The organism is Kitasatospora sp. MMS16-BH015, assembly GCF_002943525.1.
Lineage (GTDB): Bacteria > Actinomycetota > Actinomycetes > Streptomycetales > Streptomycetaceae > Kitasatospora.
Window position 1 is genome coordinate 4,740,479 of record NZ_CP025394.1, and the last position, 15,705, is coordinate 4,756,183.

Annotated in this window: 14 protein-coding genes; 3 read left to right on the top strand and 11 right to left on the bottom strand. The window is 66.1% G+C overall.

Annotated elements, in window-relative coordinates; translation table 11 throughout:
* Positions 1-8 precede the first annotated feature (8 nt).
* From CFP65_RS20470 to CFP65_RS20490, 5 genes are all read right to left on the bottom strand, one after another.
* Positions 9-2,033 carry an FG-GAP-like repeat-containing protein gene (locus CFP65_RS20470; RefSeq protein ID WP_104817539.1) on the bottom strand — a complete coding sequence of 675 codons (2,025 nt, stop codon included), beginning with the start codon at positions 2,031-2,033 and terminating at the stop codon, positions 9-11.
* A gap of 175 nt (positions 2,034-2,208) precedes the next feature.
* The gene (locus tag CFP65_RS20475) at positions 2,209-4,038 is read right to left on the bottom strand and encodes an NHL domain-containing thioredoxin family protein (RefSeq protein WP_104817540.1); all 1,830 of its coding nucleotides are present in this window, start codon (positions 4,036-4,038) and stop codon (positions 2,209-2,211) included.
* Between the two features lie 136 nt (positions 4,039-4,174).
* Entirely contained in the window at positions 4,175-4,426 is a 252-nt protein-coding gene (locus CFP65_RS20480) for a hypothetical protein (protein WP_158702276.1), read from the bottom strand.
* Positions 4,423-4,698, bottom strand: coding sequence for a hypothetical protein (locus CFP65_RS20485; RefSeq protein WP_158702277.1), 276 nt, complete (start codon positions 4,696-4,698; stop codon positions 4,423-4,425). Before CFP65_RS20485 ends, CFP65_RS20480 begins: the two co-directional genes overlap by 4 nt.
* A gap of 32 nt (positions 4,699-4,730) precedes the next feature.
* Positions 4,731-5,063 carry a hypothetical protein gene (locus CFP65_RS20490; RefSeq protein WP_104817543.1) on the bottom strand — a complete coding sequence of 111 codons (333 nt, stop codon included), beginning with the start codon at positions 5,061-5,063 and terminating at the stop codon, positions 4,731-4,733.
* A gap of 127 nt (positions 5,064-5,190) precedes the next feature.
* On the opposite strand from CFP65_RS20490, the gene CFP65_RS20495 reads away from it, so the two are divergent.
* Positions 5,191-5,955, top strand: a complete 765-nt coding sequence (locus tag CFP65_RS20495; RefSeq protein ID WP_371682541.1) for a helix-turn-helix domain-containing protein — start codon at positions 5,191-5,193, stop codon at positions 5,953-5,955.
* Positions 5,956-6,591: 636 nt separating this feature from the next.
* On the opposite strand, the gene CFP65_RS39105 is transcribed toward CFP65_RS20495, so the two are convergent.
* The 6 genes from CFP65_RS39105 to CFP65_RS39110 form a co-directional block, all read right to left on the bottom strand.
* Complete coding sequence (locus CFP65_RS39105; protein ID WP_371682439.1) at positions 6,592-7,905, bottom strand: DUF6602 domain-containing protein; 1,314 nt, start codon at positions 7,903-7,905, stop codon at positions 6,592-6,594.
* 166 nt (positions 7,906-8,071) lie between these two features.
* Positions 8,072-8,653 (bottom strand): recombinase family protein, encoded by a 582-nt coding sequence (locus CFP65_RS20500; protein WP_104817544.1) that lies wholly within the window; start codon positions 8,651-8,653, stop codon positions 8,072-8,074.
* 564 nt (positions 8,654-9,217) lie between these two features.
* Positions 9,218-10,603, bottom strand: a complete 1,386-nt coding sequence (locus tag CFP65_RS20505; RefSeq protein ID WP_104817545.1) for a phage/plasmid primase, P4 family — start codon at positions 10,601-10,603, stop codon at positions 9,218-9,220.
* Positions 10,600-10,899 (bottom strand): hypothetical protein, encoded by a 300-nt coding sequence (locus CFP65_RS20510; RefSeq protein WP_158702279.1) that lies wholly within the window; start codon positions 10,897-10,899, stop codon positions 10,600-10,602. Before CFP65_RS20510 ends, CFP65_RS20505 begins: the two co-directional genes overlap by 4 nt.
* Before the next feature lie 1,126 nt (positions 10,900-12,025).
* On the bottom strand, positions 12,026-13,564 hold the full coding sequence (locus CFP65_RS20515; protein WP_104817547.1) for a recombinase family protein: 1,539 nt from the start codon (positions 13,562-13,564) through the stop codon (positions 12,026-12,028).
* A gap of 21 nt (positions 13,565-13,585) precedes the next feature.
* On the bottom strand, positions 13,586-13,852 hold the full coding sequence (locus tag CFP65_RS39110; protein ID WP_158702280.1) for a hypothetical protein: 267 nt from the start codon (positions 13,850-13,852) through the stop codon (positions 13,586-13,588).
* Positions 13,853-13,915: 63 nt separating this feature from the next.
* On the opposite strand from CFP65_RS39110, the gene CFP65_RS20520 reads away from it, so the two are divergent.
* Both CFP65_RS20520 and CFP65_RS20525 read left to right on the top strand, forming a co-directional pair.
* Entirely contained in the window at positions 13,916-14,719 is an 804-nt protein-coding gene (locus tag CFP65_RS20520; RefSeq protein WP_158702281.1) for a toll/interleukin-1 receptor domain-containing protein, read from the top strand.
* Positions 14,720-14,950: 231 nt separating this feature from the next.
* Positions 14,951-15,682, top strand: coding sequence for a macro domain-containing protein (locus tag CFP65_RS20525; RefSeq protein WP_104817549.1), 732 nt, complete (start codon positions 14,951-14,953; stop codon positions 15,680-15,682).
* Positions 15,683-15,705: the final 23 nt, after the last annotated feature.

The window sequence follows — 15,705 nt, forward strand, 5'->3', positions numbered from 1 at the left end:
GCGGTGGGTCAGGACGCCCCGGTGCCGGTCCAGAGGTAGAGGTTGCCGGTGGAGTCGTTGCGGGCGATCAGGTCGGCCTTGCCGTCGCCGTTGAAGTCCGAGGTGGTGGTCTGCGAGAACGCGCCCCAACCACCGGTCAGGTACTCCCGGGTGGCGAAGCCGCCGTTGCCGTCACCGTGCCACAGGTACAGGATCCCGGTGGAGTCCTGGCGGGCGATCAGGTCGGCCTTGCCGTCACCGTCGAAGTCGGCGGTGGTGGTCTGCGAGAAGGCACCCCAACCGCTGGTGAGCAGGGTCGGGCGGGAGAAGCCGCCGTTGCCGTCGCCGGTCCAGAGGTAGAGGTTGCCGGTGGAGTCGTTGCGGGCGATGAGGTCGGGCTTGCCGTCGCCGTTGAAGTCCGAGGTGGTGGTCTGGGAGAAGGCGCCCCAGCCGCCGGTCAGCAGCACCGGGCGGGAGAAGCCGCCGTTGCCGTCGCCGGTCCACAGGTAGAGCTCGCCGGTGGAGTCGTTGCGGGCGATCAGGTCGGGCTTGCCGTCCCCGTTGAAGTCGGCGGTGGTGGTCTGCGAGAACGCGCTCCAGCCGCCGGTCAGCAGCACCGGCCGGGCGAAGCCGCCGGCCCCGTTGCCCGTCCAGAGGTAGAGGTTCCCGTTGGAGTCGTTGCGGGCGATCAGGTCGGCCTGGTGATCGCCGTTGAAGTCGGCCGTGGTGGTCTGGGAGAACGCGCCCCAGCCGCCGGTCAGCAGCGAGGCACCGGAGAACCGAGCCTGGCCGCTGCCCACGTCCACGTAGTTGCGGTCGATGCTGATCGAGATACCGCCGTAGCTCTCGGTGGCGTTTCCGGCGAACTGGTGCACCCGCTGGTGACTCGGCCAGTAGTCCGGGCCCGGCAGGCCCATGGCACCGTCCGAGACGTTGTCCTGGCCGTTCCAGCTCGCGGACCAGACCACGTCCGGGTTGGCGTAGCCGCCCTGGGCGTACAGCGTGGCCAGGTCCTTGATGCCGCTGGAGGCGCTGGAGTAGATGCCCGAGCGGTAGCCCTGGGCCTTGAGCTGCTTGGTCCAGTACGCCATGTAGGCCACCACGCGGTCGTGGTAGGCGGGGGCGTAGTTCTCCACGTCCAGGTAGAGCACCGAGCCGGTCGGGAAGCCGAGGGCCTGTGCCTGGGCGATGGCGTCGCCGGCCGCGTTGGCGCCGGCCTGCTGGGCAGAGACCAGGTCGGCGGGGATGGTCTGACCGATGGTGGCCTGCGGGCCGACGTAGATCGGCAGGAAGGACCAACCCTCGTTGGCCCGGTTGGCGACCCAGCTCTGGGTCAGGTTGGCCTGGGTCTTGCAGCCGCGGTTGATCCCACCGATGTAGACGCCCACCGTGCGGTACGGCGAGTTGGCCCGCCAAGTCTGCATGGTGTTGGCCGAGGGGGCGTCACAGGCATCGAAGCCGTATCCGGTGGCCACGGTGCTCGGGGCGACGCTGCTCTTCGGCGTCACCGAGCGGGGCGCGAGCGCCGACTTGGGCGCGGTGGCCGTGGTGGCGGCGGTGACCTTGGCCGAGGCCAGGACACCGTTCACCGCCGAGGCGTTGTCGGCGTAGTTCGCCGTCACCAGCAGGCCGGTGCCGCCGATGGTGGCCCGGAACTGGTGGCCCACGGCGCCCGGCGCGAGGACGGACTGCTGCGCGGCAGTGCCGGCCGCCAGCTCGGGGGCCTTGGCGGCCCGGTCACCTGCAGCAGCCGCCGGCTCGATCACCAGGTTGTCGGCGGCGCCGCCGACACCGTGCGCGGAGCAGTCCTGGTCGGCGCCGGGGGTGCCGAGGTAGACGGCGTTCACGTCGGAGCGCACGCAGGTTCGGGGTGCCTGCTCCAGGTCGACGACCTGCCAGGAGGCGGGCACCTGGAGGTCGTAGCCCCGGTAGCTGACGTGCTGGGTGCCGGCGGTGGGGGCCGGGGCGGCCGCGAAGGCCGGGGAGGCTGCGCTCAGCACGGCGGCGGAGGCGGCGAGCAGGGTGACGGCGCGTTTGGTCAGCAGCTTCTGCATGGACGCGGAGCTAGCCCTTCGGCAGGAGTAGGGGGACGCGTGGGCCGCCCGAATACATCTGATGATCGGGCGGCCGCGCGTGATCTTTGAGAACGGTAGTACACGTCTACGACGCGCCAGAACCCGCTCCCGTTACACCCCAGTTCCTGTGATTTCACTCTGCTGTGGCTGGGAGCTACTCCTGGGAGTCCGCCCCGGCCAGGATCAGCGGCAGCCGGGTGGCGCCACCGGCCGTGAGCCGCACCGGCACGCCCCAGTCCTGCTGGTGCACGTGGCAGGCCGGGTACTCGATCTCGGGGTCGTCGTCGCAGGAGGCGGCCATCGCCGAGACGTGCAGCACGCCCTCGGTGACGCCCTCGGCGAGCACCAGCTCGCGGGAGAGCGCGGTGTCCGCCCCGGCGCCGGAGGCCAGCAGCTCCGGCGGGGTGGAGCTGACCAGCAGCCGGGTGGAGGGCCCGTACCGCTCGTCCAGCTTCTGCCCGCTCGGCGCCTCGAAGATCACGTCCAGCTGTAGCGCGCCCGCCGCCACCTCGGTGGCGGCCCGCTGGGTGCGGTGCGCCACCGCCTCGACCCGGACGGCCTCCTCGGGCAGCCGCAGCCTGGTCAGCCGGTGCCGCGCCGACTCGACCACCACCAGGTCACCCTCCACCAGCACCGCGCCCGAGGGCTCCCGCAGGTCGGTGGCCAGCGTGGACACCTCCCCGCTCGCCGGGTCGTACCGGCGCAGCGCGTGGTTGTACGTGTCGCAGATCGCCACCGAGCCGTCCGGCAGCACCGTCACCCCGAGCGGGTGCTGGAGCAGCGCCTGCTCCGCCGCGCCGTCCCGGTGCCCGAAGTCGAACAGGCCGGTGCCGACGGCGGTGTGCACCTCGCCGGTTTCACGTGAAACCCAGCGGACGGCCGAGGTCTCCGAGTCCGCGACCCAGAGCTTCTCGCCGTCCGCCGAGACCGCCAGCCCGCTGGGCTGGGCGAACCAGGCCTCGGCCACCGGCCCGTCCACCAGGCCCTCGTTGGTCGTCCCGGCCGCGACCCGGACGGTGCCGGCCACCGGGTCGTACGCCCAGAGCTGGTGCACCCCGGCCATCGCGATCCAGACCTCGCCGTCGAAGAAGGCCACGTCCCAGGGCGAGGAGAGCTCCACCTCGCCGGCCGGCCCGCTGGTCGGCGAGCCCTGCCACCACTGCTTGCCGGTGCCGGCCAGCGTGGTGACGTGGCCGTCGCTCAGCCGCACCCCGCGCAGCGCGTGGTTGACCGTGTCGGCCACCACCACGTCGTAGTCCAGCCCGAGCCCGGCCGGCACCAGCGCCAGGCCCTGCGGCTCGCTGAACCGCGGCTCGGCGCCGTCCACCAGCCCGCGCTCGCCGTCGCCGATCCGGCGCACCACGGTCTCGCCGTCCTCGGCCAGCTCGACCAGCGAGTGGTGCCCCGAATCCGCCACCAGGAAGTGCCCGTCGGCCAGCCGCACGGCCTTCCCCGGGAACTTCAGGTCGCCCGCGACCGGCTCCGGCGCCACGTACGGGCCGTCTCCGCGCCGCAGTGTCCCCTTCGCCGCGTGCTCGGCCTCCAGCTCCTCGACCAGCCGCTCGATCGCGTGCGCGTGCCCCTCCCCGGCGTGCTGCGCGACCACGTACCCCTCGGGGTCGATCACCACCAGCGTCGGCCAGGCCCGCACCGCGTACTGCTTCCACGTCACCAGCGCCGGGTCGTCCAGCACCGGGTGGTGCACCTCGTACCGCGCCACCGCGTCCACCACGGCCTGGTGGTCGGCCTCGTGCACGAACTTCGGCGAGTGCACCCCGACGATCACCACCGTGTCCCGGTGCTTCTCCTCCAACTCCCGCAGCTCGTCCAGGACGTGCAGGCAGTTGATGCAGCAGAAGGTCCAGAAGTCTACAACGACACACTTACCTCGTAGATCGGCAAGAGTCAGATCCTTGCCGCCTGTGTTGAGCCAACCACCAGCCCCGACCAGTTCAGGGGCGCGAACGCGTGCACGAGATGCCATAACCCCATCAAACCGCACGATGTCAGGCGGCATTCCGAGCCGGCACCCTGAGCGCGGAGAAAGCCCTGCCCGCACGCCACAGGTGGAGACGTACAGACAGGGCTTTCCGGGGTGATACGAGAAACCGACGGTCGTCCTAGTCGTCCTCGGTAACCTCCCGGGCGAGCAAGAAGTCGAGGCGACCCTCTTCGAACGCCCTCTTCAGCTGCGCCAGGTGCGCCGGGGTGCCCACCAGGACCACCCCCGGGTTGTCGACGTTGGCCACGGCCACCCTGCCGGACCCCACCTCCGCCAGGACGAACCCCTCCGGCACCTCGTCTTCCGGGTCCGCCGCTGCCTCCCAGTGCAGTCCGGGGAAGCTCCACGGGAAGAACTCCAGCACGCTCAACTCTTCCGCCCCTTCTTTGCTTTCGGGTCTTCCGGCATCACGTAGTCGATCTCCACCGCCACCCAGTTGGGCCCGTTGGGGTCACCGGAGTACCGGTGCTGGCAGCGGTCTCCCGACTGCATCAGATCGAGCAGGGTCAACGACTGCTCCGGATGCCCGCCCAACTCGTGCGTGATCCGGACCGACACCTTCAGGCTCGGCCGGTCCGTCCACGTGGTCGACGCCCGGTAGCCGGCCAGTTGACTCAACCGGGCAGCAAGCAACCGCGCCATCTCCCGGGCCTCCTCGTAGCTCCGCTGACCGCTCACTCGGCGGAGGAGTCCTGCGGCAGGTACAGCCCGAACCGCAGCAGCTGGACCTGTGCCTTCGTCGGCCGCTTCCGCTGCTGCGCCCTGATGCGGGCCTCGGTTGCTGCACGGGCCCGACGGGTATCTGCCGTCATCAGCCACAGGCGGGCCTGGTAGGCGCTGGGGAAGGCCAGCAGCACCGGCTGGCCCGCCAGGTCGGGCAGGGTGCAGAAGTCGTCCAGGAGCACGTCCCGGAGAACGTGGGAGCCTGCCGCTTCGACTACCTCGTACCGCATGGTCCTACTGGTCGGCAGAGCCTTGGCGGTGGCTCTGCTCAGCAGCGTCGGCATGGTGACCTCCCGTGTCGCTCGGCGCTCGTCGTGGGCGCATGCTGGCATGCACTTTCGGACGAATTCGGCCCGCAGCCCGGACAGTTGGCTTGTCTTGGCGGTAGCGTCGGAGAACGCCCAAATGTCCATGGGGGATGCCTTGAACACTGCCTTACGATCGGCTATGTCCGCTGCTGGCCTGAACCCACGCCAGCTGGCAGGCCGCGTCGGGGTCACGGGCAAGACAGTCGAGCGTTGGCTGGCTGACGACGACCTCGTCCCCCACGCGAGGAACCGCGAGGACGCCTGTAGGGCGCTGGGAGTGGACGAAGAGATGATCTGGCCGCAGATAGTGAAAGACAAGATCAAGACCGGTCACGATCGCGAGCTGGTCCGCGCGTACCCGTACCGGTCTGCGTGTCCGAGTGAGGTGTGGGCCGAGCTTGTCGCACAGGCGACAGAAGACCTGTTCTTCGCGGGTTACACCAACTACTTCGTCTGGCTTGAGCAGCCGAACTTCGTCGCAACGCTCCGCAGGAAGGCCGAGCAGGGGTGTCGAGTTCGCTTCCTCCTGGGCGACCCGGACGGCGAGACGACACGCCAGCGCGAGGCCATCGAGGACACTGCGCTCTCCGTCTCGACCCGCATCCGGATCAGCTTGGAGAACCTGAGCCGGCTCACGACTGTGGAGGGCATCGAGAGTCGGTTCAGCGCTCCCGAGGACGCGACGAACCACGTGAGCTTGTCCGTGTTCCGGTTCGACTCTCAGGCACTCGTCACGCCGCATCTTGCGCGATTGGTAGGCCACGACTCGCCCCTGCTGCACCTGCGCCGGGCCGAGGACGGGGGGCTGTTCGACCGCTTCGCCGAGCATGCGGAGGAACTTTGGTCGCGTGGGGTTGAAGCCGGCTGATCGTCGTCCGGCCGGTCGGGTGCCGGTAGCTCCGACTCTCCGCCACAGCGTGGGCAGCCTTCGTCCGTCCACGGCCGGAGCTTGAGGTTTCACGCTGTGCCCCACCGATGGCCCAGGTGCCCTTCATGAGCGTTACGCCCCCCTTAACGCCCCCTTTTCTCGGGGATGTTGAACTGCCAACTAGGCTGGCGATCAGTTGAATTGGCATCTCGGGGGCGCAGGAAACAGCATGACACCTAGCGTGTACCGCGCATGCTGGAACCGGGATCGCGAGACGATAACATGCGGAACTTCCGCAGCACTCCCACCTTATTCTCCCGGGCGCAGGGAGGACTGCTAACCCGCAACAAGTACGGCCTCGGCCGTTGCAGTGTCGCCATTACTACTTACTTCCCCCTGACTGGAAAGTCAGTGGTGCTTTAGTTCGAAAATAAAGCCGAGAGGCTGTCGATGGAGCAGGCTCTTACCCTGTCGGGCCAGTGTAAATGCTTTGCCACCCGCTGGGAGCGATGCCTCGGCCTCTACAGCTCACTTGTCTCCCCCCGCATCTCCTCTCATCTGCTGGCGAGAACTTTAAACCGGTGCCACGATTGTGCAACGAGCCCTTATCAATCAATGGCCGGATCTATTGGGACTTCATTCCTTCTGCCTATTCGGAGCATGTTCGCGCAACTCCATCCAGCGGGTGATCCAACGGTTCAAGCGGCCAGTACTGTTCTCTGCGGCGACATATTCACCAGTCGGGAGAACTGCCAGCCCGCATTCCTTTGCGATGAGCTTTAGTTGTTGCCCATAAGATGCGACAAGACGAGTCTCTAGGAGGCGATCGCGAACGCTATCATATTCAATTCCGCGAGACTCTAGCCATGACAACATTTCAGAGTCATTGGCGTGGACTTCCTTTCCTTGGCGCAGCCGCATAAGCAAAGAAAATTCCTCCTCCCCGATAAAGCTGGGACTCCACTGTTCAGTTACCGGAATCTTGTTGAGCGCTTCATTGTCGACCTCATGCACACTCGCTTGCCAGCCACTTCTCCCATCGACCTGGACGGCGCGGAAGCTCAACAGGCCCCTGCCGACCTCTATCTCAAGATCTTCTCCCCAAAGTTGCTGGCCAAATCCATACATTTCATCTAGTCGCGTCCATATAAATTCCAGCAGTAGCTGCAGTGGGTTTTCTGGCGTCGAGAAGTAGAATGGCCACCAGCCGTCGACCAGAGGTGCCATGAATGGCCGCCCATTAGTCTTCACGAGAGAATAGCTGCCCGAGATGATCAGCTGCGGAAAATCCGTCGGACCGAAGCCGACATTTCCAATGTTCTCCTCAAGATAGTCCACCATTGAGGATCGGAAGTTTTTCTCGCTCTTGAACCCATGTATTCCAAGAATGACTCGGATTGCGGAAACCTGCTCCAAGGCAAGGGCATTAAGTATGGCCTCCTCTGCGTATGAGAGGGTGGCAATCCCTTCTGCTCCCCAGGCGGCCCGCCCGGTCATCTCGGCGAACGTTCTGATTGAGGGTCCCATGCTCCGATGTGGATCGTCTAGCTCCTCGGCACCTTGATAATAAGGGTGCTCAATTTCGCTGACCGTCTTGAGTTGGGAGAATGCGTCGCGAAGCTCGGCCGAGTGAAGATTTTTCTTTACTTCGATGACGGCAATGATGTCTTTAACATGCCATACGTAAGTTTCGCTGTATGGCAGTCTCTCCCCTTCTCCCTTTACCACCATGCAGTCCATTTGGCCAGAAATGCGGCCATTGCCATCGCAGGCAAATCCGGTCACTACTCGCAGCCCCAGACCATCGGGAAGGGCGCGATTCAATATGCTAGAAGACAGTCCCTCGTACATGTCCCCAATCGTCGGGGCGTGCTTTATGGGGACCTGATCAAGTTTGGGCAGCTCTTTGCGGAGAATTTCCGAAAGAAGATCTGCGGCTGTGCGAATCACCGAGCCTCGCCCCAATTCTTGTACTTCATATTATTCTCAATGGCTCATCATAGATGGCAGCGTTGAAGCAATTGGGGCGTTCGCGGTAACGATCTCGCGCGTGGTTGGCTCGCTGGACTGTCCGTGGTAGCGGCAGGGGGCAGGAGGTGACACATCGGGTGGCGCATCACTCCTGCCCGAGGTGGCGGTACAGCGTCGCCCGGCTGATCCCGAGTGCTTTCGCGATGCCGCTCACGCTCTCCCCTTTGGCGCGGCGGGCACGGGCTATCGTCAGCCTGTCCTCGCTGATCACCGTCGGACGGCCTCCGATGCGCCCCTGCGCCTTCGCGGCATCCAGCCCGGCCTGAGTGCGCTCCTTGATCAGCGACCGCTCGAACTCCGCCATGGCGCCGACCACCTGAAGCATGAGCCGCCCGTCCGGTGTGTTCGGGTCGATGCTCGCCAGTGCGCCGGTCAGCACCTTGAAGCCGATGCCCCGAGCCGACAGGGCGTCCACCATCGTCACCAGGTCGATCAGCGAACAGGCGAACCGGTCCAGCTTCCACACGCACAGCGTGTCCCCGGGGCGGACGTAGTCGAGCACGGCGGCAAGCTCCGGCCGGTCCTTGCTCTTGCCGCTCGCCTTGTCGATGAAGACCCGGGAGCAGCCGGCGTCCGCCAGGGCATCCAGTTGAAGCTGCGCCTCCTGCTCGTCTGTGGAGACTCGGGCGTAGCCGATCAGGTGGCCGGTGGTCTTCTTCGTCGTCATGTCTCTACTGTCTCAAAACTGGTCTCAGAACATCAGGGGTTTCGAGTATGTTCTGAGATGGGTTTTGAACACCGAGACGACCCCGAGGCGGGCCCCTGAGGGGCCGTCGCACAAACCATCGTTTCTGAGACGACTCCCGAGGGTGACCCGGCGTCACGGAGACCCCCCGGTCTCAATTTCGCGGCGACGTGTCTGGACCTGGGGGCCGGGTCCGGGTGGCTCGATCCCCCAGAGATTGACCCACCCCCCGGGTACCCCCACCCCTCAACCTGTGCGTGTCGCTAAGAACGTGGGGGCCGGGTCCACCAGAAAGCCCCGATGAGCCATGCGAGCCTTCCCCCTCCCTGCCGCTCAGGGTGGAGCAGCAAGGGGGGTACCCGCCTGGGGGTGGACCCACTGCGGAGCAGCCCGGGGTAACCCGCATCGTGGCCAGCGGCGAGGGTCGGAACACTTGGGACACTTCTGGGGTCCGATGCCGTAACTCTCCCCATGCACGCGTAGAGGAGGTTTAGGGAAACGACCCTTCAAGCGTCCCAAGTGTTCCAGTCCTGCTGCTTCCGCCGGTCAGCGCGGTTGCCCGAATACGTCCCGCTGAACGGCCACCAGGCGGACGCCCGCAACCCCGCGCACCTTCTTGCCGTTCACGCGCTGCTGCCGCCCCGCTTCCGCGCCGAAGTGGCGGGCCACCGCCTTGGACCATGCTTGCGGCTGTCCGGGGAGTCGAGGGTGCTGCTGTTCGCCGCGCTGCTTGATCTCGCTGTTGGGCACGAACCCGTCCGGCGCCGCCTCGAAGTTGGCTTCCGCCCAGTCGGCGAACGGATCGGACTCCTCCCGGTACTCGTCCGTTGCCCTGGCAACCCGCTCCGGCTCGTTCAGCCCGTGCCGGTGCCACTCGGCTGCCCCACGGACCACCCATGCGGCGATGCCCTCCGCTTCGTCCAGGAGACGGCCCTTAAGCCCCTGGTCCTCCCGTCCCACGAACGACTCGTCCCACGGGACACACCGGAACCGGCGCCAGATCCCTTCGTCGGTGCCCTTGATCGTCGGCTGGTCGTTGCCGGACATGATGAGCAGCGCGGTGGGGGTGAAGTCGTACGCCGGCTTGTACTTCTGGTTGGCGGTGAGGAGGTCGGCGGCCGTGAACGCCTTCACGAACGCCTCGTCCAGCCGGGCGGCCGTCATCTCGCTGGACAGTACGAGCCGGGCGCCGTGGAGCTTGGCCACCAGCGACCCGTTGCGGCCGTTGCGCTGCTTCTCCCAGAACTCTGCCTCTTGCGCCGTGGTCACGGCTGCGAACACCTTGCCCAGCGTCTCGGTGAACACCCCCTTGCCGTTGCGCCCCGAGCCGTAGAAGAACGCCAGGCACTCCTCCCGGGTGGAGCCTGTCACGGCGTATCCCGCCAGCCGTTGCAGGAAGGTGTGCATCTCGGGGTCACCAGGCTGTGAACTCTCAAGAAAGGCAATCCAGTTGGGACAGTCAGCGTCTTGGCGGTAGTCCAGGTCCACCATGCGGGTGATCAGGTCACCGGGATCGTGGGGGCGCAGCCGGCCGGTGCGCAGGTCCACGGTGCCGTTGCGGAACGTCAGGGCGAACGGGTCGGTGTCCAGGTCCGCGACGCTGCGCCGGATGCCGGGCATAGCTTGCATCTCCAGCAGAGCCGCCGAGATGAGCCGGGAGGTGCGCAGTGCCTTGCCCGCGTCGATGAGTTCGCTGTTGCCCGCTTCGATGGCTTCGGTGAGCAGGGCACTGGACACGTCGTGGACCATGCCGCGCGCCACGGCGTCCCGGTTGGAGTCGTTGGCCCAGCGCCGCCCGTCCCACGCATACCAGCCGGGCCCGTCCACGTAGATGAGCTGGCCGCCGACCCGGTCGGCGATGAACTCGGCCCGGTCAACGTCGGTGCCGTCCCGCTGCGTCAGCAGTCGTACGGTCTCGGGTGCGGTGGTCATCGGCTGCCCCCGTCGCGCTTGGCCTTCCAAGCGGCCAGGTAGGCGCTGTTGCGGCCCTGCTTGCCGGCCTGGTCGGTCTTCTCGGTTCGGCGGTGCAGCTCGTCCAGCAGGACGCCGATGAGCTGGTCGGACTCCGTCTCGCGGGGCGCCGCTGCCGTGTCCTGGTCCGCCAGTTCCATCTCGGCTTCCTCCAGCAGGCCGCTGGCGTATTCGCGTTCCTGCTCCCAGTCGATGTCGGCATCGGCGGGGGCAAGCTCGTACGGCGGCAGGTAGCGCAGCACTCGGGCGTCGAACACCGGACGGCCCCGGTAGTCGGTGTCACGGCAGTGCGGGACGAGAGTGCCGCCGATGAGGGGCTGGTGGTTGCTGCCTCCTCCGTGTCGGTGTTCGGCGGGGCAGTACGGGCACTGGATGGTGATTGGCCAAGTGCCGCATGTGGAACGGCCGTTGACGTGGGCGGCGACGATCGGGGGCCGCGCCTGCGGGCCGAACGGAGGGTAGATGTGCTGTTCAGACAAGTTGAGTCCTCTTGTTCGGGAAACGGAAAACCCCCGCAGGTGACCCGTCACCCCATGCGCCAACACGGGTGATTCGGGTCCTGCGGGGGTCGTTGATGGTCCCTGGACGGGAGGAAAGGCACGGTGGTTGGCGTCACCGTGACCGTGGAGAGGCAGCGCGGGCCGGCTGGCGGGTCTTTTGGGATATGGAGGGCGGGGGTTTCCCGTCGAAGTGCGCTGATCACGCCCCGACATGGGCCTCTACCTCCCTGTAGGGAGGGAGAGGCCCCCGCCGAAACGGGCAGTCACGATCTTTCGGGACATACAGGCAGCGAAGCGTTACCGAACCCTGATCCGGTCCGCTGTTCCCTGCCCCACCTAGAGCGCGGCGACTTCCCCGGTTCCACCACTGCGGAAGGGCTCAGCCAGCACGGGGCACCTACTCACGTGAGTAGGTGGTCCTGGCTGCCGAGCACCGGATTACGTAATTAGGCGCCCCGGACGCCCCGAGGCTCCGGAACGCGACGGATTCTCTTCACCAGAGGTAGAGTGCAACGGTTGCCACGCAAGACGGTCACTGGTGCACGCAGTGGGACATACAGGACCGAGTCCTTCACTTGATCTTCACGAATGACACTGCCAATCTCAGCCCTTGGGATGCCTGGCTCCCTGCGATTCGGCTTGCCGGCCCCGAGCCACGCGGCGGTGCCCCCTCGGGAACGTGAAGGATTCCCGGTCTGACCCTACTCGCTGTGGGGAGCAGAGGGTTTCCGTCCGCCGCCGTATTCCACGGCCTGTGGATGGGGCTCGGATCGGTACTCCACTACGCCACCCCCATGGAGCGCCTGTACGGCCCTCTGCGAGCACGAGAGAGCCCCGCCGGACCGCACGGGGGCCAGACGGGGCCGAAAGGGGCGCAGCGGGGCTACTGCTCCTCGATCTCCGCCCACTCGATTCGAATCCGCTGCTCCGGTACGAAGCGCTTGCCGCGTTCGCCCTTGCTGACGAAGACTCCGTCGATGGCGAGTGACAGGCGGTCCCGCTTCTGCTCCTGTGTCGAGGCCGCCCACGCCGGCAGCAACAGCTCGGAGTCGAGAAGCGGCGTGATGTTCACGGCGGGGAGCGGCAGCGCGGCCAAGTCGGCGCGCAGTCCGTCGATTCGGCTCTGTAGGCGGTCGGCGAGCCGGTCGTAGCGCTCTACGGCACCTGGTCGGTCGAACTCGCCCCGGACGTACCGTGCGTCTTCCAGATCGGCCAACCGGGCTTCCTGGTCGGCGATTTCACCGCTGATCGCATCGCGCTTGGCGAAGGTCTCGGGGTCGCTCCGCTTCACCCAGCGGTCGGCGATGGCGACCAGGAGCGGGTCCTCCGGCTCAAGCGCCGGAAGGAGGTACAGGAAGCGCATGGCTACGTACTCGTCCACCCGGTCAGCCATCGCGCTCGCGCCGGGGCACTGGTTGCCGGCCCGCCGAGCCATGCACTGGTAGCTGCCGCCAACCCGGTGCATCCGTCGGCCACAACCGGGAACGTCGCAGAACACCAGGCCCGTCAGGAGTGCGGTTCCGTCGGGCTTCGGGCGGCGCTTCCCTGCGTGGACGTAGGTCCGGGATTCGAGTTGGCGGATGATGCGCTCGCGCTCCCCGACCGTGATGATGCCTTCGCCTATGCTCACGGTGTCCAGCGTCTCGGGGTCTCGGTAGGGAAAGACACGACCAGTGAACTTCCTTCCGCCGTCCTCCGTTTCGACCGACTCTGTCTCCGGCATCAGACCGGCGAACGCCGGGGACTTGAGCAGGTTCATGATGCTGGCGGCGTTCCACTGCCCACCTCGGGCGGCGGGGATGTCGTACTCGTTGAGCAGCCGTGCGATCTTCACCAGCGACTGGCCGGCCAGGGCGTCATCGGCGATCAGCCGGGCGTAGACGGCCGTCTCCGGGTCGTGCACCAGCTTCTTCGTACTGGGGTCGACCAGCAGCCCGTACGGGGGCTGTCCGCCGATCCACTGGCCCTTGCGCCGAAGGTGCCGCTTGGCGCTGGCGACCCGAGTGCCGAGGTTCTTCGACTCGGACCGGGCGAGTTCGGCGAGCATGGCGACGATCATGCGGGACGAGTCGTTCGAGGTGTCGAGACTGTCCATGACGGACACCAGGCGCCCGCCGGCCTTCTCGATGTCGTCCAAGACCTTGCCGACCTGGCCGATGCCCTTCCGCGACAGCCGGTCGAGCTTCCACACGATCAGCGTCCCGACGACGCCCGCCGTGACGGCGGCAAGGGCGGAGTCGAACCCCTTGCGCTCAACGTCCTTGAAGCCGGAGCGTCCCCGGTCGATGTGGACCTTGCGGACCGTCAGGCCGTTGCGCTCGGCCCACGCGCGGCAATCGGCTTCCTGCCGTTCGATCGCCGTCTTGCCGTCCCGGTCCAAGGACAGCCGTAGGTACAGGTCACACAGCGTGTGGTGGTGCATGCACGCCCCCTCTGGAGATCCCTACATTGTGTAGGACTTCCAGAAGTCCGCGATGACGATCTTCCCCCGGAAGTCCGCCAGCGTCAGCTCCTTCCCTCCGGTGTTCAGCCAGCCACCAGCCCCGACCAACTCAGGGGCACGTACACGCGCGCGAGATGCCATGGCCACATCCAACCCCATCGGGGCGCGGGCTGTTCCCGGGTGAGGAGTGTGCGGGGGAAGCGTGACGGAAGCGTGTGTTTCGGCCTGGCTGATGAGTTCGGGCGAGAACTGGTGATCGATGGACATGATCGCCGGAAGGGAAGGCGGGAATCCCCTGACAGCTCGGGTTTGTTTCGCTACGCTCTGTCCATGTCTGATCCTTGGGGTCCCGAACGAGTGGAGCGACTTCGGGAATCGTTGGCCCTCCTGAAAGGGGAACAGATCGAGTCCTTCTTCGACGATCATGGCCTTGGAGATGCATATCGAAGACCCAGTGGCTGGAGTTCCAAGCTGCTGAAGGTCGAGGCGGCCTTCGCTGAGGCATTCACCCGTGGAGAGGAGTCATATCGAGCCTTCCTCGGCGAAGTGGAGGACTTTCGTGAACGTAGTGCAGCCGCCTCGGCGTCTGGTCGACCGAAGGCCGCCGGAAATGATCCGGGTAGAGCTCCTGAGCATCGGATGATCTTCATAAGCCACTCCTCGGAGGATGGGGACGTGGCTCGGTGGATGACGAATCTCCTCGTGCTCGGTGGGATGCCAAGGAGGCAGATATTCTGCTCCTCCGAAAGGTCCACCGGTATCCCATCCGGCGAGGGGATACGGACCTACCTGCGTCGGATGTTGATGCGATCCGACCTGGTCATCGAATTGATAAGCAAAAGCTTTTTGGAGCGGCCTTTCTGCGTGATGGAGATGGGGGCTGCGTGGGTGCTGGAGAGAAGTACGATTCCCGTGGTGGTGCCGCCATTGACCCTCGGTGAGGTGACGGGCAAGTTGGGCGATCTGCGCTTGGAATTGATCGGAGATGACATGGGGATCGATTCGGTGCTCGATGAGCTCCACGGGCGCCTCGTAGACCTCTTCGACGTTCACCCCTCGCTGGCTGAATGGAATGCGGCGGCTCGGGATTTCAAGCAGCAGTGGGCCGATCGCCCGGCCGCCCTGGGCGGGTAGGGCTGTGCAACCTGGCGTCGTCGGCCGTTCCGGCGCCTCACCGGAGCGTCGTGGTCACCGCACAAGGCAATGGGTACTGTGAACTTGTCCATCCCTGTCGTTCTCCGTAGTTCTGGCCGCTCCTTCGGGAGACTTCGGTGGTGGCGTTCACTCGCAGTCGATACTGCCATCGCATTCGGGTTCGCCTCCGGAGCCATTCGGCCACTGCTTGCGCTCTGGCCGGATATCGATGTGCCGCCGTTCGAGGCGTCCGCGACGACTGCGGCGCTCTCGCTCGCCTGGGCTCTGGCGCGTGCGATGCCCCGGACCAGGGTCACTCGTTCCCTCGGTCGCCCTGATGTCGTGGTGGAGGTGAAGATCGGTAATCTATTCGACGAGCCCGGCCATTTGATCGTCGGCTTCAACGACGTGTTCGACACGGACTGCACGGGGGGCAACATCATATCGCGGACCAGTATTCAGGGGCAGTTCTTGGAGCTGGTCTACTCAGGAGACAGGGAGCGCCTGGACGCCGATCTTTCGGTGGCGCTCGCCGGTGTTTCGGAATCGAGCCGTGAACTCAGGTCCCAGAAGCGGGCGGGCAAACTGGTCCGGTATCCAGTGGGTTCGGTGGCCGTGCTCTCGGAGCGCGAGCGAAGGTACTACTGCTCCGCCTACGGGAAGATGGGCAATGACCTGACGGTCCGTTCGAGCTTGGATGATCTCTGGTTGAGCCTGGGGGAGCTCTGGCGCGCGATCGAGATTTCCGGACGGCGGGAGCCCGTCGCGATGCCGGTCATCGGGTCCGAGATGGCTCGAATCGATCATGTTGATCGGGAAGTGCTGATCAGGATGATCATCCTGTCATTTGTCGCCAGATCCCGTGAGCGGCTGATTGCCAAGAAGCTCACGGTCGTCGTGCACCCCAGTGACGCGCACAGGGTGGACATGCTCGAGATGGGGGCCTTCCTCAAGGTCCTGTGACGCGGTCACGCGGCAAGATGGCG

Coding starts and splice junctions, on each gene's coding strand:
- CFP65_RS20470 (WP_104817539.1), bottom strand. CDS start 2,033: ATGCAGAAGCTGCTGACCAAACGCGCCGTCACCCTGCTCGCCGCCTCC.
- CFP65_RS20475 (WP_104817540.1), bottom strand. CDS start 4,038: ATGGCATCTCGTGCACGCGTTCGCGCCCCTGAACTGGTCGGGGCTGGT.
- CFP65_RS20485 (WP_158702277.1), bottom strand. CDS start 4,698: ATGGCGCGGTTGCTTGCTGCCCGGTTGAGTCAACTGGCCGGCTACCGG.
- CFP65_RS20490 (WP_104817543.1), bottom strand. CDS start 5,063: ATGCCGACGCTGCTGAGCAGAGCCACCGCCAAGGCTCTGCCGACCAGT.
- CFP65_RS20495 (WP_371682541.1), top strand. CDS start 5,191: ATGGGGGATGCCTTGAACACTGCCTTACGATCGGCTATGTCCGCTGCT.
- CFP65_RS20500 (WP_104817544.1), bottom strand. CDS start 8,653: ATGACGACGAAGAAGACCACCGGCCACCTGATCGGCTACGCCCGAGTC.
- CFP65_RS20505 (WP_104817545.1), bottom strand. CDS start 10,603: ATGACCACCGCACCCGAGACCGTACGACTGCTGACGCAGCGGGACGGC.
- CFP65_RS20515 (WP_104817547.1), bottom strand. CDS start 13,564: ATGCACCACCACACGCTGTGTGACCTGTACCTACGGCTGTCCTTGGAC.
- CFP65_RS39110 (WP_158702280.1), bottom strand. CDS start 13,852: ATGTCCATCGATCACCAGTTCTCGCCCGAACTCATCAGCCAGGCCGAA.
- CFP65_RS20520 (WP_158702281.1), top strand. CDS start 13,916: ATGTCTGATCCTTGGGGTCCCGAACGAGTGGAGCGACTTCGGGAATCG.